The following is a 23,935-nucleotide window of genomic DNA, read 5'->3' as shown; positions in this document are numbered from 1 at the left end:
TTCGATCCGGGCGACCACGGCTCCACCTTCGGGGGCAGCTGCCTGGCCGTCGCGGCGGCCGAGGCCACCGTGCGGGCGCTGGCGGCCGAGGACGCCGCCGGCAACGCCGAGCGCACGGGCGCGTACCTGCGCGAGAAGCTGGCGGCGCTGCCGCAAGTGGAAGAGGTGCGCGGCCTAGGGCTCATGGTGGCCTGCGACCTCGCCGAGGGCGTGAGCGCCCCCGACGTGGTGCTGGCCGGCCTGGACGAGGGCCTCCTGCTCAACTTCACCGGCCCGCGCACGCTGCGCTTCCTGCCTCCGCTGGTGTGTTCGAAGGAGGACGTGGACGTGCTGGTGCAGAAGCTTGCGGCGCTGTTGTCCTGAAAGGGCAGCTGTCATCCTGAGCGAGGCGCCATAGACTGTCATCCTGAGCGAGGCGCGAAGCGCGGAGTCGAAGGATCCCGAGCGGCGACAGCAGGAAGTCTCACGGTTGGCACCTTGCGGATCCTTCGACTTGCTCAGGATGACAGGGCCGCTGCGCTCGTTTAGGATAACGACTGCAAGGACGTTCGTCGAAAATCTTTCTGCACTTTTTGAAATTCTGGGGTCGGAACGCTCACGGATAGGGTACTATTTAATGCATATTTTCGTCGGGTCTTGCGCAATTCTGCATACCCCGCGAAGGTACTTGTGATCGGAACCGTATGTGATCGTTCTTGAACGGGAACAGAGAGTATCGAGGGCATGAGAAAACGTCAACAACGGCACGACATCATTCGCGACATCATTCGCGAACATAATGTCAAGACGCAGCGCGATCTCGCCAATCAGCTGCAGGCCGCTGGCTACGAATGCACTCAAGCCACGATCTCCCGCGACATCATGGACATGGGCCTGGTGAAGTCTCGTGAGGGCTATTACGTTCTCCCTGAGGAAATGCGGCTCCAGCGCATGGTATCCGAATTGGTTGAAGAGGTGCACGTGGCAGGCAACATGGTCGTAGTGAAGACGTTCTCCGGCGGAGCAGCCGGCGTCTCTGCTGCGCTCGACAAAGCCAGCCTGCGCGGAGCACTCGGCACGGTGGCCGGCGACAACACGATCATGATCGCGGCGGAGAGCCCTGAGGCTGCCGTCGAAGTCGAGCGCGCCATCGACCGACTGCGACGACGCTAGTCGTCGACTACATTTCTTGGCGGGGACGCTTTTCTCCCTGCACTCATCCCCACGCTTAGTACAAGCAACAGCGTCCGAGCCGCCCGGCTCTGATGCCTGTCACCACGAAAAGCCGTGGTGCGCACGACGACAGCCTTGCGCGGTGAGAACCGCGATGGGCGCGCGCATACCCCTACCGTCCGGCGAGCGCTGGGGGAGGCGCCTTCGCAGCCGCACCATGACCGGGCATCCCGACGACAACCGAACACGGGGGAAGGACCCTACCATGGCTCAGCAGCAGACTCAGCAAACCCAGCAGAAGGACAAAGCGGTGCTGGCGTATTCCGGCGGACTGGATACGTCCGTGTGCATCAAGTGGCTCCAGGAGGAGAAGAACCTCGACGTTATCGCCGTGGTCGGCGACGTGGGACAGGAGCATGAGGGCCTTGAGAAGATCAAGCAGAAGGCGTTGAAAACCGGCGCCGTGGAATGCCTGGTCGTGGACATGCGCGACGTGTTCGCCCAGGACTTCCTGTCCAAGGCGCTGGCCGCCAACGCCCTGTACGAGAACAAGTACCCGCTCGTGTCCGCGCTGTCCCGGCCGCTGATCTCCAAGCACCTTGTGGACGCGGCGCACAAGTTCGGCGCGAAGTACATCGCGCACGGCTGCACGGGCAAGGGCAACGACCAGGTGCGCTTCGAGGCGAGCATCCTCATGCTTGATCCGGACATCGAGATTATCGCCCCGGTGCGCGAATGGGATCTGCACACCCGCTCCGAGGAGATGGAATGGGCTCAGGCGCACGGCATCGAGGTTCCCACCACGAAGAAGTCGCCGTACTCCATCGACGATAACCTGTGGGGCCGGGCCATCGAGTGCGGCGTCCTGGAGGATCCCTGGATGGAGCCGCCGACGGACATCTACACGATGACGGTCGATCCCACCGAAGCTCCCGACGAGCCGCAGTACGTGGAGCTCGAGTTCGCGCGCGGTCTGCCGTACGCCATCGACGGGAGCCAGAAGAGCTTCCTCGGTATCATCTACGCGCTGAACGAGATCGCCGGCAAGCACGGCTACGGCCGCATCGACATGATCGAGAACCGGCTGGTGGGCGTGAAGAGCCGCGAGTGCTACGAGGTGCCGGGCGCGCTGTCGCTCATTCAGGCTCACAAGACGCTGGAAGACCTGGTGCTGGAGCGCGAGGTGCTGCACTTCAAGCTGGGCATGGAGCAGGAGTGGGCGAAGTGCGTGTACAACGGCCAGTGGTTCTCGCCGCTCAAGGAAGCCGTCGACGCGTTCCTCGCCTCCACGCAGCGCTGCGTGGCCGGCACCGTGAAGCTCAAGTTCTACAAGGGATCCTGCACCGTGGTGGGCCGCAAGAGCGCCTACTCGCTGTACGATTACGCGCTGGCCACCTACGACAAGGACGACTCGTTCGACCACGCGGCGGCCAAGGGCTTCATCCAGCTGCAGACGCTGTCGGCCAAGACGTGGGCCTCGAACCGTCGGCAGGAGGGCGCACCGGCCGAGCTGTTCGACGCGCAGAAGAAGGTCGGCCCGTTGACGAAGGGTGCGTACGAGGACGTGACGCCGGTGTGGAAGCAGGTGGCCGAGGCTGAGAACGCGGCGGTCGTCGAAGAAGCGGAAGCGGCCCTGCAGGGCGCTGCCGAGAAGGCTTAAGGGGGACGCTATGGCTTTGTGGTCGGGCAGATTCACCGAGAACGTGAGCGAGTTCACCCAACGCTTCGGCGCATCGCTGCCGGTTGACAAGGCGCTGTATGCGCAGGACATAGCCGGGTCGCAGGCGCACGCGCGCATGCTGGCGTCGGCGGGCGTCATCGAGCCCGCCGATGCGGAGGCCATCGTCGAGGGGCTCGACCGCGTGAAGGCGCGCATCGAGGCGGGCGACTTCGCGTTCGACATCAACGACGAGGACATCCACATGTCGGTGGAGCGCGCGCTCATCGCCGACATCGGCGACGCGGGAGCGCGCCTGCACACCGGCCGCAGTCGCAACGACCAGGTGGCCACCGACACGCGCCTGTTCGCCAAGCAGCGCTGCGAGGACCTCATGGCGGCGAACGTGGCGCTGCGCCAGGCGCTCGTCCGGCAGGCCGAGGCGCACTTCGACGTCGTCCTGCCCGGCTACACGCACATGCAGCACGCCCAGCCGGTGCTGTTCTCGCACCATATGCTGGCCTACGTGTGGATGCTCGCGCGCGACTTCGAGCGCCTGGCGGCCGCGCGCACGGCGGCCGACGCGAGCCCGCTGGGTTCGGCGGCGCTCGCGGGCACCACGTACCCGCTCGATCGGCAGATGACGGCGGCCGAGCTGGGCTTCTCGCGGGTGATCCCGAACTCGCTGGACGCCGTGTCCGACCGCGACTTCCTGCTGGACCTGTCGTACGCGTGCAGCGTGTCGTGCATACACCTGTCGCGGCTGTGCGAGGAGATCGTGCTGTGGTCCAGCTCGGAGTTCGGGTTCATCGAGCTGTCCGACGCGTTTTCCACGGGATCGTCCATCATGCCGCAGAAGAAGAACCCCGATTTCGCCGAACTCATCCGCGGCAAGACGGGCCGCGTGGTAGGCGACCTCGTGGCGCTGCTGGTCACCCTGAAAGCGCTGCCGCTGGCCTACAACAAGGACTTGCAAGAGGACAAGGAAGGCGCCATCGACGCGGCCAAGACGCTGGAGGACTGCCTCGTGTGCGCGGCCGGCATGATCGAGACGATGCGCGTGGTGCCCGAGGCCATGACGGCGCAGGCGAAGAGGGGCTACCTGGCGGCCACCGACGTGGCCGACTACCTGGCTAAGAAGGGGATGCCGTTCAGGCGCGCCCACGAGGTGGTGGGGCACCTCGTGCTGGTATGCGAGCAGCGCGGCTGCGACTTGGACGACTTGACGCTGGCCGACTTCAAAGCCGAAAGCGACCTGTTCGAGGAGGACATCACGGCCTCGCTCGATCTGGAGAGCATCGTTGCGGCCCGCACCACCGAGGGCGGCACCGGGCACGCGGCCGTGCGCGCGCAGCTGGCGCTTGCGAAAGACGCCCTCGCGGCCGACGAGGCGGTGCTTGCGGGATAAGCGCAGCGCCTTTTGGCGCGGGGGCACCGCCTGAGGCCCGAGCGTCCTTCGCCGCGCCGATCGCACGCTGCGAGCGTCTCGAATCGGCGCGGCGCGCGCGCAACGGACCGCAAGCGGGCTCCCGCGCCCGAGAAAAAAGCGCTGCACCCTGCTTGCATCAACCACGTTTTGAGCTCCCGACCGGGCGTTTTCCCGTGTGACTTTTTTCCAACGAACTTGTGTTGATTCATGGGGGCCTGTGCCCCGATGTTACAATGGGCGGAGTTTTTTGGAGGTGACACGTGGCTTCACGTTCTATAAAGAATAGGCCGGGGATCAAGAAAAAACATCCTTCCATCGGCTTCCTTGCGGTGTTCACGGTCTTTTTGGCCGTGATCGTCGCCGGCTTCTCAGGCGTCTACGCCCTCGGTTCGTCGTGGATCGGCGACCTTGAGGACTACGACGTGTCCGATGCCGGCCAGCTCAACTCGTCGCTGCCGTCGATCATGCTGGCGTCGGACGGTACGGAGCTCGCCCGCTTCCAGGTCGAGTACCGCGACCCCGTCGAGCTCGACCAGATCAGCGAGTACGTGCGCGAGGGCACCGTGGCCACCGAGGACGAGCGCTTCTACGAACACGGCGGTTTCGACCTCGCGGGCATCGCGCGCGCGGTGTACGTGAACCTCACCGGTTCCGGCAAGGAGGGCGCGTCCACCATCACGCAGCAGCTCGTGCGCAACACTATCCTGGCCGACGAGATGAACGATATCTCGTTCAAGCGCAAGGTGCGCGAGATGTATCTCTCCGTCAAGTTGGAGGAACAGTACTCCAAAGACGAGATCCTGCTCATGTACCTCAATACCATCAACTACGGTTCCGGCGCCTACGGCATCGAAGCCGCGTCGCAGCGCTACTTCTCGAAGCATGCAAGCGAGCTCACGCTGGCCGAAGCGGCCGCGCTCATCGGCATTCCGCAGTCGCCGACGTACAACAATCCCATCGACCATGAGGACAACTGCCTCGCGCGTCGCAACCTCGTGCTGGATCGCATGCTGACGAACGGCTACATCACCCAGGAAGAGCACGATGCCGCCCAAGCGGAGGGCATCGTGCTCAACACGACCGAGACCACGGTGGATGGCCTGGAGAAGTATCCTTACTTCAGCAGCTACGTGCGCGACCTGCTCATGGATCCCGACGGCGACTACCGCTACTCCGAGGACGAGATCTTCAAGGGCGGCCTGACCATCCAGACCACGCTGGACGTCGACTCCCAGGAGGCCGCCGAGGCCGCCATCAAGGAGAAGCGGGAGAGCCTCGATCCGGCCATCAACGGCGCGCTCGTGGCCATCGAGCCCGAAACCGGCTTTATTAAGGCGATGGTGGGCGGCGACGACTGGGAGAACAACAAGCTGAACCTGGCCACGGGCGAGCGCGGCGTTCCCAATCCGGGCCGTCCGTCCGGCTCCTCGTTCAAGGTGTTCACGCTCATCGCAGCGCTCGAAGCGGGCATCAGCCCGCAGACGATGGTGGACTGCTCGTCGCCGGCCACTATTCCCAATACGGGATACACGGGAGCCAACGCCCTGCAGAACATCGACAACAACAACTACGGGACCATCAGCATCCAGCGGGCGTTCGCGAAGTCGTCGAACACGGGCTTCGTGCGCCTCGAGATGGCGCTCGGCATCGACAAGGTGATCGCGACGGCCAAGAAGATGGGAATCACCTCGACGCTTGAGGCGAACCCCTCGCTCACGCTGGGCCAGTCGAACGTGACGATGCTCGACATGGCCAGCGCCTACGCCATCATCGCCAACGGTGGCGTGCGCGTCGATCCCACGCCCGTCCTCACCATCACCAACTCGAAGGGCGAGGTGATCGTCGACAACACCACGCCCGATACCTCGCTTTCCAAGACGCATAGCGAGCAGGTCATCTCGCCCGAGGTCGCCCATGCGGCCACCGAGGTCATGAAGACCGTCGTCAACACGTCCGAGGGCACGGGCCAGGAGGCGGCGCTGCCGAACGGCCAGGTGGTGGCTGCGAAGACGGGCACGTCCACCGAGTACAAGGACATCACGTTCTGCGGCATCACGCCGCAGATGGCGGTGGCCGTCTGGTTGGGCGATCCCGCGAATGTCAAAACGCTGCCGGCCCGTGTGGGTGCCGGCGACGTGTTCCGCACCTTCATGAGCGCGGTGCTCGACGGCCAGCCGACCGAGCAGTTCCCACAGGCGGCCGATCCCACGTACAAGAACTTCTCCGATCCGACCTACCATGTGGGAGGGTCCGCTAGCTCGTCGAACACCGACGACGAGAAGGATGACGAGAAGAAGAAGGACGCCGAGGACAAGGACGCCGACAAGGGCAAGGACGATCCTGCGCCGACGCCGACGCCGACGCCTACTCCCACGCCGACGCCCACGCCCGATCCGACTCCTACTCCAACCCCCGATCCGACGCCGAAGCCGGATCCCGATCCGACGCCCACTCCCACGCCTACGCCCGACCCCGGAGGCACGACGGACAAGCCGGCAAGCTAGGTTGCGGACCCGGAAACCGTTCCGATACGAACGCGTCGCATCCCCGGCGCGACGGCGGGCGAACCGCTACGATAGTTCAACGATGATTCGATGCAAGAGAGCAGGTACGACATGAAACATACGAGATTCGCCAAGGTGCTGGTCGCCATGTTCGCAGGCGTCTTGATGGTGGCGGCTCTGGGCGGATGCGCGCAGCAGGATACGGCGGCCGCGCAACAGCAATCCGAGAACCGTCAGTACATGACTCAGGTCAACCAAACTATGGACGACCTGAAGAGCCGTCTGGAGAGCTTTACCGATGCGGTATCGCGCGGCGACGTGGTGGGCATGCGCACGCAGGCCGACAACGCGTTCAAGGCTATCGACGACCTGAACAACCTCAACGTCCCCGACGCCCTCAAGGATATCCAGAAGGAGTACGTCGACGGCACGGCCGATCTCAAGGACGCGCTGAACTCCTATATCGACCTGTATACGGAAATCGACAGCGCCACCGAGGAACAGCCCTTCGACTATTCCACGTACGATCAGCGCATCCAGGATATCAAGTCGAAGTACGACGAGGGCATCGGCAAGCTCCAGTCGGGCGACAACAAGGCCAGCGAGCTGCCGGAATAACCTCGACTGACACGCACACTGCTTTGAGCGGCGGCCCTTTCGGGCTGCCGCTTTCGCATTCGACCACGCTTGCGTCCGCTCAGTCGTATTGCCGGGTTTTCGGCTGCCGTCTATCGGTTTCGCTCATGTTAATTCTGCGCTTGCTGCGGGGGCGCTTGGCGGCCGAGGGTATAATGGAAAGGGAGAATACTATACATTTTCCCACATGAGGACGAGGAGCGAACGGTGAGCGAAAAGACGCAGGGAGCCAGGAACATCGCCGAAGAGGCATTCGGAAACGAACGCAAGTTCAAGCAGCTGGTGGGTGCGCTGTCGGGTCCGTCGAGGCGCGAGCGCCAGAACGCAGCAGCGGCGCTCTCCTTCTTTGCCAAGGATCATCCCGATTTGATGATCCCGTTCGGCGCTGCCGTCATCGACGCGCTGAATCGCCCCGAAGCCCAGACGCGCTGGGAGTGCCTCGATATCCTCACCACGATGGTCGACCACGATTCCCGCACGTGCGACAAAGCGGTTCCCGGAGCCGAAACCGCGTTGTTCGACGAGGAGAGCGGGCCGGTGCGTTTGGCGGCCATGCGGTTCCTCTGCAAGCTGGGCGCTACGACGGAGAACCGTTCTGAGCGTGTGTGGCCTCTCATCGACGAGGCTATCCAGTGCTACCATGGCGACCTGGAGTTCCAGGATATGCTGGTGTCGGTTATCGACTTCTCGGCGGGCAAGCTGGCACCTTCCGTAAAGAAAGAGCTGGGCGCGCGCATGGCCTTCGACGCCTCCAACGGCAAAGGGCCGCTCAAGCGCCGTGCGCAGCAAATCATCGACAACGTGCAGAACTAGCGCACGGCATTCCTACGAGCCTTCCGGGCTCGTTTCGTCGCGTCGGCCCAGAAGGCGGCGCAAAGGGGCATCGTTCGAACAATTGCAGAAGGAGAAAACATGGCATCGCATACCGTGGCCCTCGTACCCGGTGACGGCATCGGCCCGGAGACGTCGGCCGCCATGCAACGGGTGGTGGAGGCCAGCGGCGCCGATATCGTTTGGGATGTGGCCGAGGCGGGGGCGCATCTCGTGGAGGAGCACGGCACGCCGCTGCCTGCTTCTACCATCGAAGCGGTCAAGCGGAACAAGGTGGCCATCAAGGGACCCGTCGCCACGCCGGTGGGCACGGGATTCCGGAGCGTGAACGTGGCGTTGCGCCGGGAACTCGGTCTGTACGCGTGCCTGCGCCCCGTCCTGTCCATTCCGGGGGCGGGCGGGCGCTACGACGGCGTGGATATCGTCATCGTCCGCGAGAACTCCGAAGACCTGTACGCGGGCATCGAGTTCGAAGAGGGCTCCGAGGGCGCCCGCAAGCTGATCGCGCTGTGCGAGGAAGAGGGCGCGGGCGCTATCCGTCCCGATTCCGGCATCTCCGTCAAGCCGATCTCGAAGGCGGCGTCCGAACGGATCGTGCGTTTCGCGTTCGACTACGCGCGCAGGCACGGACGCCGCAAGGTGACCGCCGTGCACAAGGCGAACATCATGAAACATACCGACGGCTTGTTTTTGCGTGCGGCGCGCGAGGTTGCCGCAGAGCGCGCCGAAGATGCGGCGTTCGAAGAGCGCATCGTCGACGCGTTCTGCATGAACATGGTTATGGATCCTGCGCAGTTCGACGTGGTCGTGTTCCCGAACCTCTACGGAGATATCGCCAGCGACCTGGCCGCAGGTCTCGTGGGAGGCCTCGGCATCGCGCCGGGCGCGAACATCGGCGACGAGTACGCTGTGTTCGAAGCGGTGCACGGCTCGGCGCCCGACATCGCGGGGCAAGACAAGGCCAACCCCACCGCCCAGATACTGTCGGCGGCCATGATGCTCGACCATCTGGGCGAAGCGGAGGCGGCCGAGCGCATCCGCCGCGCGGTGCGCGCCGTGTACGCGGAGGGCGCGCACCTGACCGCCGACATTCGCAAGGCCACCGGCTCGTCCAAGCCGGTGGCAAGCTGCACGGAATTCACCGATGCCCTGATCGCGGCATTCTAAAACGTTGGAGTAAGGAGAACCTATGAGCCAAGAGAACAGCCGATTCGCTTCGATGCTGAACGTGAACGGCACGACGTACGCCTACTATCCGGTCTCGGCCGTCGCCGGCTCGGAGCAGCTGCCGTACTCGCTGACGGTGCTGCTGGAGAACGTGCTGCGCAACGCCGAAACGCCGGAGGCGGCCGAGGAGCTGGCCGCGCGCATCGTGGAAGCGGGGCGTGCGGGCGTCGTGGGCAGCGAGATCGAGTTCTCACCGGCGCGCGTGCTGTTCCAGGATTTCACGGGCGTGCCCGTGTTCGTGGACTTCGCCGTGATGCGCGAGGCCTGCGCTCAGCTGGGCGGCGACCCGACGAAGATCAACCCGCAGATTCCCTGCGACCTTGTGATCGACCATTCGGTCATCGCCGACGTCGCCGGCTGCGCGGGCGCGCTCGCGCAGAACATGGAGCTGGAGTTCTCGCGCAACAAGGAGCGCTACGACTTCTTGAAGTGGTCGCGGGAATCGTTCGAGAACGTGCGCATCGTGCCCCCCGGAGCGGGCATCTGCCACCAGCTGAACATCGAGCAGTTCGCCCACGTGACCATGACCGCCGACGGCGCGCCCGGCGAGCAGCCAACGGCGTACTTCGACACGCTCGTGGGCACCGACAGCCACACGCCCACGGCCAACGGCATCGGCGTGCTGGGCTGGGGCGTGGGCGGCATCGAGGCCGAAGCGGCCGCGCTGGGCCAGCCTATCACCACGCTCGTGCCGAAGGTGGTGGGCGTGCGCCTGAGCGGCGAGCTGGGCGAGGGCGTGGCAGCCATGGACGTGGCGCTGTCGTTCGCGCAGATGCTGCGCGCGAAGGGCGTGGTGGGCTGCTTCGTGGAGTGCTTCGGCCCGGGCCTCGACGCGCTCAGCGCCACGCAGCGCACGTGCATCTCCAACATGACGCCCGAGTACGGCAGCACCTGCACGCTGTTTCCGGTGGACGAGCAGACGCTGACGTATCTGCGCCTGACCGGCCGCAGCGAGCAGCAGGTGGCGCTCGTGGAAGCTTACGCCAAGGCGCAGGGCTTCTGGAACGACGCGGACGCGCCCGCGCGCACGTACGCCGAGGTGATCGAGTTCGACCTGGGCGCCGTGGAGCGCTCGCTGGCCGGCCCGTCGCGCCCGCACGACCGCATCCCGCTGTCGGCGGTGCAGGAGCGCTTCCGCGCCGTGTGCGACGAGCGCGGCCTCGACCTGTCCAAGCGCGTGGCGGTCGATCTCGACGGCGAAGCGTGCGAGCTGACCCACGGCGCGCTGGCCATCGCGGCGGTGACCAGCTGCACGACGGCCACCGACCCCTCGATGATGCTGGCCGCGGGCCTCGTCGCGAAGAAGGCCGCCGACGCCGGCCTCAAGCCCCAGCCTTGGGTGAAGTGCGTGCTGGCTCCGGGCAGCAAGGCCACCGAGCTTCTGCTGGAGCGCGCCGGGCTGCTGGACGGGCTGCGGGCGCTGGGCTTCTACACGTGCGGCTTCGGCTGCATGAGCTGCATCGGCAACTCGGGTCCCATCCTGGACGAGCTGCACGAGGTGGCCGAGGACATCGAGCTGGCCAGCGTGCTGTCGGGCAACCGCAACTTCGAGGGTCGCATCTCGCCCGATGTGTCTCAGAACTACCTGGCGGCTCCCGCCGCGGTCATCGCCTACGCGCTGGCGGGCACCATGGACGCGGACCTCGAGCACGACGCGCTGGGAACGCGCCCCGACGGCACCCCGGTGCTCTTGGCCGACATCTGGCCCAGCGACGAGGAGATCGCCGCGCTGGTGGCCCAGCATGTGGACTGCTCCCTGTACGAGGAGGGCACGCGCGGCCTGTACGACGGCGATGCGGCCTGGGCCGCGCTGGGCAGCGAACCCAGCGACACGTTCAGCTGGGACGACGCGTCCACCTACGTGCGCCGCGCCCCGTACTTCGACGGCATGGAGCGCGAGCCCTCCGCGCCGAAGCCCGTTGAGGCCGCTCGCGCGCTGGCGCTGCTGGGCGACTTCATCACCACCGACCACATCTCGCCGGCGGGTTCCATTGCCGCCGACTCGCCCGCGGCCCGCTACCTGGAGGAGCGCGGCGTGGCTCCGGCCGACTTCAACACCTACGGCGCGCGCCGCGGCAACCACGAGGTGATGATGCGCGGCACCTTCGCCAACGTGAAGCTGCAGAACAAGCTGGCCGAGGGGAAGAAGGGCGGCTGGACGCGCGACTTCGCCACCGGCGAGGTGCGCCCGCTGTTCGACGCGGCTATGGACTATGAGGCTGCGGAAACGCCGCTCGTGGTGGTGGCCGGCAAGATGTACGGCAGCGGCTCGTCGCGCGACTGGGCGGCGAAGGGCCCGGCGCTTCTGGGCATCCGCGCCGCGTTCGCCGAGAGCTTCGAGCGTATCCATCGGTCGAACCTCATCGGCATGGGCATCCTGCCGCTGCAGTTCCAAGAGGGAGAGAGCGCCGAGAGCCTGGGACTGGACGGTTCGGAGCTGTACACGGTGGCGCCCATCGACTTCTCGCAGGGGCTGCCCGAGCCGCGCGTGGTGGACGTGACCGCCGAGCGCGCGGACGGCCAGACGACGACGTTCCGGGCGACCGTCCGCGTGGACACGCCCACCGAGGGCCGCTACTACCAGCACGGCGGCATCCTGCCGTTCGTGCTGCGCAGCCTTTTGTAAAGAAGAGGTAACGTCGGCGCCCGATTGCGAAGAGCGGTCGGGCGCTTTGTCGTATACTGGATACTTTAACTATCGGTACGCTTGGGAAGGGATGCCGTGAAACAGACATCCGGATTCGATGCGCTGATCGAAGCGCTCAAACAATCAGGGGTAAACGTGGACGGTCGGTTCGATGCCGACCATGAAGCGCCGTCGGGCGGGGCAGGACGCGCCGGAGGCGGGGGCGGCGGCGCTCAGCCTCCGCACGTGAACGTGGAGATCCCGTTCGCCGACCGCATGGCCTCGTGGGGCAAGCGCGCGCTCATCGTGGCCGCCATCGTCATCATCCTCGTGGGTCTCGCGGCCTACTGGTGGTTCCATCCGCCCATCAACATCCACTCGACCGACACGTGGATGTTCGTGGCCGTGTTCATCCTGCTGCCGTTGTTCCTGCTGTTCTGGAGCAAGTCGCACAGCTACAAGAACGGCACGGGCAAGGTCGAGCCGAACGAGGGCAAGGCGAAGGCCTTCAAGTGGGCGTCGTGCCTGCCGGTGCTGGTGGCCGTCGTCGGCGTGCTGGGCGCCGTGGCGTCGCTGTCGATCTTCCCGGGCAACGCGGCGAAGTACGCCAACGTGTTGCAGACGGTGGAGGAGACGTTCGCCGACGACATCAAAGAGGTGAACTACTCGGAGATCCCCGTCATCGACCGCAGCTCGGCCATTTTGCTGGGCAACCGCGAGATGGGCTCCATCCCCGAGTACGTCAGCCAGTTCGAGATCTCGCCTTTGTACAGCCAGATCAACTATCAGAGCGCGCCGGTGCGCGTGAGTCCGCTGGGCTACGCCGACCTGTTTAAGTGGTTCACGAACCGCGAGGGCGGCATCCCGGCGTACGCCCTGGTGAACATGACCACGCAGGACGCCGAGATCGTCAAGCTGGGCGACAGCCCCATCTACTACTCGGAGTCCGAGCCGCTCGTGCGCAACATCGACCGTCACGTGCAGCTGAGCTATCCGTTCTACATGTTCGACCAGAAGTCGTTCGAGATCGACGACGACGGCCATCCGTGGTGGATATGCCCGGTGCAGACGCGCACCATCGGCCTGTTCGGCGGCACCACCATCAAGCGCGTGGTCATGGTGGACGCCACTACGGGCGAGACGCAGGACCTGGCTATCGAAGACGTGCCGCAATGGGTCGACCACGCCTATCCCACCGACCTGCTGCTTGAGCAGTACAACTGGTCGGGCAAGTACAAGGACGGCTGGCTGAACTCCGTGCTGGGCCAGCGCAACGTCGTGCAGACCACGCCGGGCACCGACGGCAACCTGGGGTACAACTACATCGCCAAGGACGACGACGTGTGGGTGTACACGGGCGTCACCTCGGCCACGGCGGACAACTCCATCGTGGGCTTCGTGCTGATCAACCAGCGCACGGCCGAGTCGCACTTCTACTCGGTGTCGGGCGCGACCGAGGACTCGGCGATGCAGTCGGCCGAGGGCCAGGTGCAGAACCTGCGCTACCGCGCCACGTTCCCGCTGTTGATCAACGTGTCCGGACAGCCGACGTACTTCATGGCGCTCAAGGACGACGCGGGACTGGTGAAGCAGTTCGCCATGCTGGACATCCAACGCTACCAGAACGTGGCCGTGGGCAACACGGTGGCCGAGTGCCAGAAAGCCTACCAGGCGCTGCTGGCCACGAACGGCGTGCTGGCCGATTCGAACGTGGGCACCGGCTCGCTTGAGGCGCAAGGCACGATCAGCCACATCGCGCAGGCGGTGGTGGAAGGCAACTCGCACTTCTACGTGACGCTCGAGGGCGACAAGGGCATCTACGACTTCGCGTTGCCCGGCCTCATCGAGATCGTCGGGTACAAGGAAGGCGACGCCATCGCGTTCAAGTACGTGGAAGCCGAGCCGACGAGCCCCGTCGAGGAGATCATCGGCAACACGAAGACGAACATCGGCGAGAAGGCGGCCGAGGAAACCACGAAGCAGGCCGAGGATACGGCCGACGCCAAGGGCGACGCGGCGTAAGGAAAACGCTTGACATTCGTTTTGGGCGGGGTACAATAAGCAAGTTGTTTAGTTCGTTCCGCTGCCCAAGACAGCTGGCACCGCAAGGTTTAATCGCAGAGATGCGGCCCGCCGAGGTGGTTCTGATAAGTTTCGCGCTTTGACGACCCCTGCTGTCACGAGACGGCGGGGGTCGTTTCTTGTTTTCAAGCGACGATTCCCACCCGCGAGGGGCGGAACCCGAGTTTGAAAAGAAGGAGGTGTACTACATGCCCAACGTGAAGAATCAAGAGACGCTGGTCAAGATCAAGGAAGATCTCGATGGCGTTTCCGCCATGTGGGTCGTGGACTACTGCGGTCTTACCGTGAAGGACATCCAGGCCCTGCGCACGGCTATTCGCGAATCCGGTGCGAGCCTGAAGGTGTACAAGAACACGCTCATGCACATCGCCCTGGAGGAGTCGAACCTGCCCACGCTCGACGACATGCTTGCCGGCCCGAGCGCGTTCGTGTTCGCCGGCAACGACGTCGCCGCGGCCGCCAAGGCCGTGAAGACGTTCGCCAAGGCCAACAAGAACCTTGAGATCAAGGGTGGCCTGATGGAAGGCGAGCAGGTGTCCGCCGCTCAGGTGGAGGCCATCGCGTCGCTGCCGTCCCGCGAAGAGCTGCTGGCCCAGATCGCCGGCGCCATTTCCGGTGTCGCCCGCGGCCTCGCTGTTGCCCTCAACGGCGTTCCCAGCGGTCTCGCTCAGGTCACGAAGGCCGTGGCCGATCAGAAGGAAGCTGCTTAAACGCAGTGCTGGCAGCGTGATGAACGCTGCCTAAACCGAACGTTACACATACCGGTCGGGGAGACCCGGCCACTTTGAAAGGAAACTAACATGGCTGTTACTCGCGAAGAGATCATCGAGGCCCTCAAGGAGATGTCCCTGCTCGAGGCGTCCGAACTGGTGAAGGACATCGAGGAGACGTTTGGCGTTTCCGCCGCCGCTCCCGTGGCCGTGGCCGCTGCCGCTCCGGCCGAGGGTGGCGCTGCCGCCGAGGAGAAGACCGACTTCGACGTCGTGCTCGAGGGCTTCGGCGACAACAAGATCGCCGTCATCAAGGTCGTCCGTGAGATCACGGGCCTGGGCCTGAAGGAAGCCAAGGAGGCCGTCGAGGGCGCTCCGAAGGCCATCCAGGAGGGTGTGAACAAGGAGAAGGCCGAGGAGATCAAGGCCAAGCTCGAGGAAGCCGGCGCGGCCGTCACCCTCAAGTAACTTCCGCTTCGTTGGTCTTACGACCGTCGAACATGCTTGTAGAAGAGACCCCCAGATCCTGGGGGTCTCTTAACGTCTGACGGCATTCGAGAGCGGGTTTCGTCTTACTGACGGAATGGCAACGAAACGGATTCTGGGGAATACGCGCGCTTATAGTGGTGGCAAACGCAAACGGAAAAGAAGGTCGCTAATGCAAACCGGTTACTTCAACGCTGCTTGGCAGGATATCAAGAACACGCCGGGGTGGTTCGGCAAGCTCATTCTGCTGTCGTTGCTCAGCTTCGTGCCCATCTTCGGCTGGCTGGTCGTGCTGGGTTACCTGTACGGATGGGCGCGCGACATCGCATGGGACGTGCACGGTCCCATGCCGAAGCGCATCTTCGGCAACGAGGACGGCAAGCTGTACAGCCGCGGCTTCTTCGCGATGGTCATCGGCTTCGTGTTCATGCTGGCTCCGTGGGTGCTGGAAGCGGTATGGGGCGGCGTCATGGGCCTGGGTACCGCATGGTCGGGCGGCAGGCACGGCGGCGTGTTTCTGTTCGTCGGACTGTCGACGATGGTATTCTCGCTGCTCATCATTGCGGCGGCGTTTTTCGCGACGCTGTTCTCATGGGTGGGTTCCATGCGCATGAGCATATACGGCCGCCTGGCCGCGGGGTTCCAGTTCGGTAAGATCTGGGCCATGATCCGTCACGATTTCGGCGGCTTGCTGCGCATTCTCGGCATGGCCCTCCTGCTGGCCATCGCCATCGGCATCGTCGCATCCGTCCTCATATTCGTTCTCGTGTTTATCGGACTGTTCGTCGGCTTCGCGATGACTGGCGGCAACCTGAACATCCAATCGGCGCATCCCGGTGCCGCCGTCTGGGCCATCGTGTTCGCCACGGGCGGCGTCGTTCTCGTGCTCGCAGTCCTGTGCGGTGTTCTGAGCGCGGGCATGTACGTGTTCGTTGAGATGATGATCGTGCGTGCGCTGGGGTACTGGACGCGTCAGTTCGACGTGCCGGCTTGGCGCGGCCAGGACGACCCCATGCCGTTCGAGCTGGCGGGAGCGGCGGGCTGCCCGCCTTCTCAGCAGCCGCCGCATGTGCCGCCCGCCGGTCAACCGCCCATGCAGGGCTGAATCCCTCTCGTTGTTGTGCGATTTTGGGCCGTCGAAGCGTTGTGCTTCGACGGCCCGTTCGTTTAAGGTAGACTCGAATCGCATACTAAACGGGAGGGTTGGTGCCATGAAAGCGGCGTTTCTGCCGGTAACGCGCGAGGAGATGCTCGAACGCGGCTGGGATCGGGTCGATTTCGTATACGTGTCGGGCGACGCCTACGTCGATCATCCTTCGTTCGGCATGGCCATCATCACGCGTCTGCTGGAGGCGAACGGCTACAAGGTGGGCGTCATCGCGCAGCCCGATTGGAACGATCCGGAAAGCGTCGCCGTGTTCGGCGAGCCGCGGTTGGCCTTCCTCGTATCGGCCGGCAACATGGACTCGATGGTGAACCACTACACGGTGGCGAAGAAGCGTCGACGCAGCGACGCGTACTCGCCGGGCGGTGAGGCGGGCCGGCGTCCGAACCACGCTGCCGTGGTGTACGGCAACCTGATCAGGCGCACGTTCAAGAAGACTCCGCTCATTCTGGGCGGCATCGAGGCCAGCCTGCGGCGGCTTTCGCACTACGACTACTGGTCGGACAAGCTGAAGCGCTCCATCCTGCTGGATTCGGGGGCCGACCTCGTGTCGTACGGCATGGGGGAGCATTCCATCATCGAGATCGCCGACGCGTTGAACGCGGGGCTGGCCATCGAGGACCTCACGTTCATCGACGGCACGGTGTACCGCGCCGCGTCGCTCGAGCACGTGTACGACGCGGTGACGTTGCCGTCGTTTCCCGCCATGCAGGATGACAAGCTGGAGTACGCGCGCAGCTTCGCCGTGCAGTACGAGAACAGCGATCCCTTCACTGGCAAGCGCCTCGTGGAGCCGTATTCCGACCACGAGTTCGTCGTGCAGAACCCTCCCGCCGCGCCGCTTACGCAAAGCGAGATGGACGCCGTGTACCGACTGCCGTACGCGCGCACGTACCACCCGATGTACGAGGCGGCCGGCGGCGTGCCCGCCATCAGCGAGGTGAAGTTCAGCCTGACCAGCAACCGCGGCTGCTTCGGGGAGTGCTCGTTCTGCGCGCTCACGTTCCACCAGGGTCGCATCGTGCAGACGCGCAGCCACGACTCGCTGGTGGACGAGGCGCGGGCCATCGTCGAGGAGCCCGACTTCAAGGGCTACATCCACGACGTGGGCGGCCCCACGGCGAACTTCCGCGCGCCCGCCTGCGCCAAGCAGCTGAAGGCGGGCGCGTGCCCGCACAAGCGCTGCCTGTACCCCGAGCCCTGCAAGCAGCTGAGGGCCGACCACTCCGACTACCTGGGTCTGCTGCGCCGGCTGCGCAAGCTGCCGGGCGTGAAGAAGGTGTTCGTGCGCTCGGGCATCCGGTTCGACTACGTGCTGGCCGATCGCGAGCACGGCGACGCGTTCTTGAACGAGCTGTGCGCCCACCACGTCAGCGGCCAGCTGAAGGTGGCGCCCGAGCACGTGTCGGATGCCGTGCTGTCGGTGATGGGCAAGCCGCGCAACCTGGTGTACCAGCGCTTCGCGCAGCGCTACGAGCAGGTCAACCGCCAGCTGGGCATGAAGCAGTTCCTGGTGCCGTACCTCATGTCGTCGCATCCGGGCTCCACGCTGGACGAGGCCGTCGAGCTGGCTGAGTACTGCCGCGATCTCGGCTACATGCCCGAGCAGGTGCAGGACTTCTATCCCACGCCCTCCACGATGTCCACGGCCATGTACTACACGGGCGTGGATCCGCGCACCATGCAGCCGGTGTACGTGCCGAAGAGCCCGCACGAGAAGGCGCTGCAGCGCGCGCTCATCCAATATCGCGATCCGAAGAACCGCGATCTGGTGCTGGAGGCGCTACGCCGCGCCGGGCGCATGGATCTGGTGGGTTATGGCCCGAAATGCCTGCTGAGACCCCAAGGCGAGGGCGGCGGCAAGGAGCGCAAGCCGGCGGCAAGCGGCAAGGGCGCCCGCACGAGAGCCGACGTGCGCGCGAAGGCGCAGTCGAAGCCGAACGACTCGGGCAAGGCGCCGTCGAAAGCGCGGCCGAGCGGGCCGGGAAAGGCTCGGCCGAAGCCGAAGCCTTCGACCGGAAAGACCTCCTCGCAAGGCGGAGGGCGGTCGGGCAAGTCGGCGGGGGAACGCCGTCCCGGGAAAAGTAAGGGGACTCGTCGGCATTGATGCCGCACGGCGGGCCGTGTTGTGGCAAAATACTACCGGTCGGTCCGCGTGCTCCAGGGGTCGGACGGGCCATCAGCCGAAGGCTCGACAGACAAGGGGTATCACGTGAGCGAGAGCAAATCGACGCCGACGATGGGGGCTCAAGACAGCCCGGAAGCGATCTACGACGCACGAAAGCTCGGCAAGCCGAAGATGGCGGTGTTCGGGCTGCAGCACATGTTCGCCATGTTCGGCGCCACCATCCTGGTGCCGACGCTGACCGGCCTGTCCGTTTCCGCGACGCTGTTGTTCGCGGGCCTGGGCACGCTGCTGTTCCATTTCGTCTCGAAGGGCAAAGTGCCCGCGTTCCTGGGCTCGTCGTTCGCGTTCATCGCGGGCTATGCGGCCATCGCGCCGAACGGCGAGGCCGATCTGCTGCCGTACGCCTGCCTGGGCGTGGCGTGCGCGGGCCTTCTGTACCTCGTGTTGTCGGCGCTGTTCAAAGTGTTCGGCGCCACGCGGGTCATGCGTTTCTTTCCGCCCGTGGTCACCGGGCCCATCGTCATCTCCATCGGGCTCATCCTGGCCAGCTCGGCCATCACGAACGCGTCCACGAACTGGCCCATCGCATTGGTGGCCATCGCCATCATCGTCATCGCCAACATCTGGGGCAAGGGCATGGTCAAGATCATTCCCATCCTCTTGGGCGTGATCGGAGCGTACCTCGTGGCTGCGGTCTCGGGACAGGTGGACTTTACGGGCGTGGCCGAGGCGGCGTGGATCGGCTTGCCGTTCGCCTGGGATCAGACGGTGTTTTCGATCGTCGGTGCGAACTTCGATGCAGGGCTGGCCATCACGGCCGTCATCACCATCATGCCGCTGGCGTTCGCCACGATGATCGAGCATATCGGCGACGTGTCGGCCATCAGCTCGACCTGCAACCGCAACTACATCGCCGAACCCGGCCTGCATCGCACGCTGCTGGGCGACGGCCTGGCCACCATCCTCGCGTCGCTGTTCGGCGCCCCTGCCAACACCACCTACGGCGAGAACACGGGTGTGCTGGCGCTGACCAGGGTGTTCGATCCGCGCGTCATCCGCATCGCGGCCTGCTTCGCCATCGCGTTCTCGTTCTGCCCGAAGTTCGCGGCCGTCATCGCGGCCATGCCGGCCTGCGTCATCGGCGGCGTGTCGCTCGTGCTGTACGGCATGATTTCGGCCGTGGGCATCCGCAACCTCGTGGAGAACCACGTCGACTTCATGAAGAGCCGCAACGTGCTGATCACCGCGCTGATCCTGGTGCTGTCGCTGGGCATCGCCTATAGCGCTGCCGGGGCCATCGTGGTGCCGGTGGGCGGCATCGTCATCTCTCTGTCGGGTCTGGCGGTGGGCTCGGTGGTGGGCATCGTGCTGAACATGATCCTGCCCGGCCACGAGGACGTTGCCGGCATGGAGGCTGCGGAAGACGAGGAGATGGACGGCCCGTTGCCGTTGGAGGGCAATCTCGAAGAGCTGAGCACGCAGAACGGCTAGAGAAAAGGAGCATGCTATGATCGACCACGTGAGCATCAAGGTGAAGGACGTCGAGCAGGCGAAGGCGTTTTACGAGGCCGCGCTCGCCCCGCTGGGGTATGCGCGCGGCATCGAGTATCCCGGCGGCATGCAGCTTCTGGTGGAGGGCGAGCCGGGCGACGTGTGGGTGGCGCCGCTGCCCGAGGGCGCCGAGGCCGTCCCGACGCATGTCGCGCTGCGCGCCGCCGATGCCGCTGCCGTGGATGCGTTCTACGAGGCGGCGCTGGCCGCCGGCGGCACGGACAACGGGGCGCCCGGCCCGCGCGATTACCATCCGGGCTACTACGCGGCGTTCGTGCACGACCCCGAAGGCAACAACATCGAGGCCGTCATTCACGACTGGGCCGAGTAGTCGCTGTCGGCGCCGCGCCGTGTCGCGCTGTGCCGCGCCGCAGGTTGCAAGTCGTCGATCCAGGTGACGACAGGGAAGGGCCGCGTCCGAGAGGGGCGCGGCCCTTTTTTCGTGCGCGCCGGGCGGCCCCGTGGGGCGGGGCGGCGTTCGGCGGCGGAGGGCGCGGTCGGCTGAGATGTGAAGGAAATGTATGCCTTGGCTAACTCGTATTGCGTCGTGACGATTGTTAGCTTAATATAACTTCCATCGAAAGCGAAGCGATCGAGCGAGCGGATCCCAAGCGGATAAGCTGTGGTTCCTCGATCATTGCAAGGCTTTCGATCACGATTCTGCTTACCCGGCGGCGGAAGCTCCTCTCGTCTGGCTATCCGTCGCGCTTGCAAGCGGAGGGAACCCCCTTTCCCTCCGCTTTTTCATTTGGCGCGAAGAAGCGCTGCGAGCGAGCCCCCCCTCAGCCAGTCTCGGCGAGCACCGGCCCGTCCTGTCGTCCCGCCCGCAGGATGTAGGGTTCAGGTTGTCATCCTGAGCGCAGGCCGTAGGCCGGAGTCGAAGGATCCCGTGCGGCGTCAGCCGGAGGGTTTTCCTGCCGGCGCCAGCTGCGCGTCTCCGCTGCAAGGCTTCTGCCATCGAAAAGGCCCGAAAACCATCAAGTCCCCGACTTATGCGCACTTCTGCCACACCTATTCCCGCGTTTCGCGCGCTTTTGCGGGGCCGAGTTTGGCCACGCGGGATGAAGGGGTGGAGAAACGCCTGTTCAGAGGGCTGCACGGTTTTCTAAGCGTCCGCAGCGGCGAATCCAGGCTTCCTGCCATGTGCGCATAACTCGCCTACATTGTCGTTTTGCCCCCTTTTCATGGCAGAGGTGCGCATAAGTCGGGAACTTCGCCGAAGCGGTCGGGCAGTGGGGCGCCGAGACGGCTTCGACGTGCGCTCAAGATGGCGAAGAGCATGCTGCCGGTCGATCCAACGCGAATGTTCTACCTGAAATATCGCCGGGAAGCTGCACGTGCCCGGCGGTTCGGTGCGTCAATCGTTCACCATGGGAAACTTTTTCGTGCGTCACGGGTTGTTTCGCGGTACCATGTGCTTCGGACTGTAAGCGAGCAAAGCGGCAGGGCGAGGGGGTTGCCCGGCCGTTGCGAGGAGACGGGCGTTGACAACTCTGAACGATCTTCCCATCGGGAAAACCGCGACCGTGGCCGCCGTGGGCGGCGAGGGGTCGCTTCGACAGCACTTCCTGGACATGGGCATCATCCCGCTGGTCGACGTGACCATGGTGAAGCATGCCCCTATGGGCGACCCGCTGGAGGTGCGCATCCATAGCTACGAGCTAACGCTCAGGCGCGACGATGCGCGCAAGATCGAGATCGTCGACATGCGCGACGCGGCCGACGCGCAGGAGAGCCGCCCGCTCGGCAAGCCCGTCCCGCATCCCGGCCTCGGCGAGGGCGGCAAGTTCCATGACCGCTCCGAGGAGAACCCCCTGCCCGAGGGCACGCCGCTCGCGTTCGCGCTCGTGGGCAACCAGAACTGCGGCAAGACCACGCTGTTCAACCAGCTGACCGGGTCGAACCAGCACGTGGGCAACTTCCCCGGCGTCACGGTGGACCGCAAGGACGGCTGCATCAAGGGGCATCCCGAGGCATGCGTCACCGACTTGCCGGGCATCTACTCCATGTCGCCGTACTCCAGCGAAGAGGTGGTCACCCGCCGCTTCCTGCTGGACGAGAAGCCGCGCGGCATCATCAACATCGTGGACGCCACGAACGTGGAGCGCAACCTGTACCTGACGATGCAGCTCATGGAGCTGGGAATGCCCATGGTGCTGGCGCTCAACATGATGGACGAGGTGGAGGGCAACGGCGGCACCATCGACGTGAACGAGATGGAGAAGCTGCTGGGCATCCCCGTCGTTCCCATCTCGGCGTCCAAGAACGAGGGCATCGGCGAGCTGGTGGACCACGCGCTGCACGTGGCGCGGTTCCAGGAGCCGCCCGTGCGCCAGGACTTCTGCGCACCCGATGAGCACGACGGCGCCGTGCACCGGTGCCTGCACGGCATCATGGCGCTCATCGAGGACCATGCCGAGCGCGCGGGAATCCCGCCGCGGTTCGCCGCGAGCAAGCTGGCCGAGGGCGACCGATTGGTGCTGGAGCGGCTCGACCTCGACCAGAACGAGAAGGACGCGCTCGAGCACATCATCAGCCAGATGGAGGCCGAGCGCGGGCTCGACCGTTCGGCGGCCATCGCCGACATGCGGTTCGGCTTCATCGGGCGGGTGTGCGAGCGGACGGTGGTGAAGCCCGGCGAGAGTCGCGAGCATGCGCGCAGCACGGCCATCGACAAGCTGCTGACCGGCCCGTTCACGGCCATCCCCGCGTTCGTCGCCATCATGGCGCTGGTGTTCTGGCTCACGTTCAACGTGGTGGGGGCGTGGCTGTCCGAGCTGCTGGACGCGGGCATCTCCGCGCTCACGGACGTGGTGGCGTCGGGGCTTGCGGCGGCGCACGTGAACGAGGTGCTGCAGTCGCTCGTCATCGACGGTGTGTTCAACGGCGTGGGCAGCGTGCTCAGCTTCCTGCCCACCATCGTCACCCTGTTCTTCTTCCTGTCGCTTTTGGAGGACTCCGGCTACATGGCGCGCGTGGCGTTCGTGATGGACAAGCTGCTGCGGCGCATCGGGTTGTCGGGACGCAGCATCGTTCCCATGCTGGTGGGCTTCGGCTGCACGGTGCCGGCGGTCATGGCCAGCCGCACGCTGCCGTCCGAGCGCGACCGCAAGATGACCATCATGTTGACGCCGTTCATGAGCTGCTCGGCGAAGCTTCCCATCTACGCGTTCTTCACGGCGGCGTTCTTCCCGGCCAATGGCGCGGCGGTGATGGTGGGGCTGTACTTCGGCGGCATCGCGGTAGGTGTGCTGGCGGCGCTGCTCATGCGGTCGACGATGTTCTCGGGCGAGGCGGTGCCGTTCGTCATGGAGCTGCCGAACTACCGCATGCCCAGCGCGCGCAACGTGGCGCAGATGCTGTGGGAGAAGGCGAAGGACTTCCTGGAGCGGGCGTTCACCATCATCTTCTTGGCAACGATCGTCATCTGGTTCTTGCAGACGTTCGACTTCGGGCTGAACGTGGTGGCGGACTCGCAGGACAGCATGCTGGCCGTGGTGGCCGGCTGGATCGCGCCCGTGTTCGCGCCGCTGGGCTTCGACGACTGGCGCATCTCGACGGCGCTCGTGACGGGCGTGATGGCGAAGGAGAGCGTCGTGTCCACGTTGTCGGTGCTGTTCGGCAGCACGGCCAGCCTGGTGGCGGCCATCACGCCGCTGGCGGCGCTGGGTTTGCTGGTGTTCTGCCTGCTGTACACGCCGTGCGTGGCGGCCATCGCGTCGGTGAGGCGCGAGCTGGGCGGGAGATGGGC

The 23,935-nt window shown here is 65.1% G+C and carries 17 protein-coding genes; all 17 read left to right on the top strand.

Annotated features, from left to right (window positions below; all coding sequences use genetic code 11):
* Positions 1–363, top strand: a 363-nt coding sequence (locus HMPREF1023_RS04755) for an aminotransferase class III-fold pyridoxal phosphate-dependent enzyme (protein WP_009305041.1), incomplete at its 5' end; no start/stop codon positions are given.
* A gap of 360 nt (positions 364–723) precedes the next feature.
* The gene (locus HMPREF1023_RS04750; RefSeq protein WP_009305040.1) at positions 724–1,152 is read left to right on the top strand and encodes an arginine repressor; all 429 of its coding nucleotides are present in this window, start codon (positions 724–726) and stop codon (positions 1,150–1,152) included.
* A gap of 265 nt (positions 1,153–1,417) precedes the next feature.
* Positions 1,418–2,812, top strand: coding sequence for an argininosuccinate synthase (locus HMPREF1023_RS04745; RefSeq protein WP_009305039.1), 1,395 nt, complete (start codon positions 1,418–1,420; stop codon positions 2,810–2,812).
* A gap of 10 nt (positions 2,813–2,822) precedes the next feature.
* Positions 2,823–4,217, top strand: coding sequence for an argininosuccinate lyase (argH, locus tag HMPREF1023_RS04740; protein WP_009305038.1), 1,395 nt, complete (start codon positions 2,823–2,825; stop codon positions 4,215–4,217).
* 281 nt (positions 4,218–4,498) lie between these two features.
* The gene (locus HMPREF1023_RS04735; protein WP_035578384.1) at positions 4,499–6,742 is read left to right on the top strand and encodes a transglycosylase domain-containing protein; all 2,244 of its coding nucleotides are present in this window, start codon (positions 4,499–4,501) and stop codon (positions 6,740–6,742) included.
* A gap of 111 nt (positions 6,743–6,853) precedes the next feature.
* Positions 6,854–7,360, top strand: a complete 507-nt coding sequence (locus tag HMPREF1023_RS04730; RefSeq protein WP_009305036.1) for a hypothetical protein — start codon at positions 6,854–6,856, stop codon at positions 7,358–7,360.
* Between the two features lie 225 nt (positions 7,361–7,585).
* Positions 7,586–8,191 (top strand): hypothetical protein, encoded by a 606-nt coding sequence (locus tag HMPREF1023_RS04725; RefSeq protein ID WP_009305035.1) that lies wholly within the window; start codon positions 7,586–7,588, stop codon positions 8,189–8,191.
* 99 nt (positions 8,192–8,290) lie between these two features.
* The gene (locus HMPREF1023_RS04720; RefSeq protein WP_009305034.1) at positions 8,291–9,376 is read left to right on the top strand and encodes an isocitrate/isopropylmalate dehydrogenase family protein; all 1,086 of its coding nucleotides are present in this window, start codon (positions 8,291–8,293) and stop codon (positions 9,374–9,376) included.
* 22 nt (positions 9,377–9,398) lie between these two features.
* The gene (gene acnA, locus HMPREF1023_RS04715) at positions 9,399–12,062 is read left to right on the top strand and encodes an aconitate hydratase AcnA (RefSeq protein ID WP_009305033.1); all 2,664 of its coding nucleotides are present in this window, start codon (positions 9,399–9,401) and stop codon (positions 12,060–12,062) included.
* 96 nt (positions 12,063–12,158) lie between these two features.
* Positions 12,159–14,084 carry a hypothetical protein gene (locus tag HMPREF1023_RS04710; RefSeq protein ID WP_009305032.1) on the top strand — a complete coding sequence of 642 codons (1,926 nt, stop codon included), beginning with the start codon at positions 12,159–12,161 and terminating at the stop codon, positions 14,082–14,084.
* A 248-nt stretch (positions 14,085–14,332) separates the two neighbouring features.
* Positions 14,333–14,854, top strand: coding sequence for a 50S ribosomal protein L10 (gene rplJ / locus HMPREF1023_RS04705; RefSeq protein WP_009305031.1), 522 nt, complete (start codon positions 14,333–14,335; stop codon positions 14,852–14,854).
* Between the two features lie 90 nt (positions 14,855–14,944).
* Positions 14,945–15,322: a 50S ribosomal protein L7/L12 gene (gene rplL / locus HMPREF1023_RS04700; RefSeq protein ID WP_009305030.1), complete on the top strand. Its 378-nt coding sequence runs from the start codon at positions 14,945–14,947 to the stop codon at positions 15,320–15,322.
* A 190-nt stretch (positions 15,323–15,512) separates the two neighbouring features.
* Positions 15,513–16,445 carry a DUF4013 domain-containing protein gene (locus HMPREF1023_RS04695; protein ID WP_009608738.1) on the top strand — a complete coding sequence of 311 codons (933 nt, stop codon included), beginning with the start codon at positions 15,513–15,515 and terminating at the stop codon, positions 16,443–16,445.
* Between the two features lie 106 nt (positions 16,446–16,551).
* The gene (locus tag HMPREF1023_RS04690; protein WP_009305028.1) at positions 16,552–18,612 is read left to right on the top strand and encodes a YgiQ family radical SAM protein; all 2,061 of its coding nucleotides are present in this window, start codon (positions 16,552–16,554) and stop codon (positions 18,610–18,612) included.
* A 105-nt stretch (positions 18,613–18,717) separates the two neighbouring features.
* Positions 18,718–20,124, top strand: coding sequence for a uracil-xanthine permease family protein (locus tag HMPREF1023_RS04685; protein ID WP_009305027.1), 1,407 nt, complete (start codon positions 18,718–18,720; stop codon positions 20,122–20,124).
* Between the two features lie 16 nt (positions 20,125–20,140).
* On the top strand, positions 20,141–20,515 hold the full coding sequence (locus tag HMPREF1023_RS04680; RefSeq protein WP_009305026.1) for a VOC family protein: 375 nt from the start codon (positions 20,141–20,143) through the stop codon (positions 20,513–20,515).
* A gap of 1,153 nt (positions 20,516–21,668) precedes the next feature.
* Positions 21,669–23,935 (top strand): ferrous iron transport protein B (gene feoB, locus HMPREF1023_RS04675; RefSeq protein WP_009305025.1); only part of this gene is annotated, 2,267 nt, incomplete at its 3' end.

Origin of the sequence: Eggerthella sp. 1_3_56FAA, from assembly GCF_000185625.1 — a bacterium.
Taxonomy (GTDB): Bacteria; Actinomycetota; Coriobacteriia; order Coriobacteriales; family Eggerthellaceae; genus Eggerthella; species Eggerthella lenta.
The sequence above is the reverse complement of the archived record's forward strand: the minus strand, read 5'-3'. Positions and strand labels throughout refer to the sequence as shown.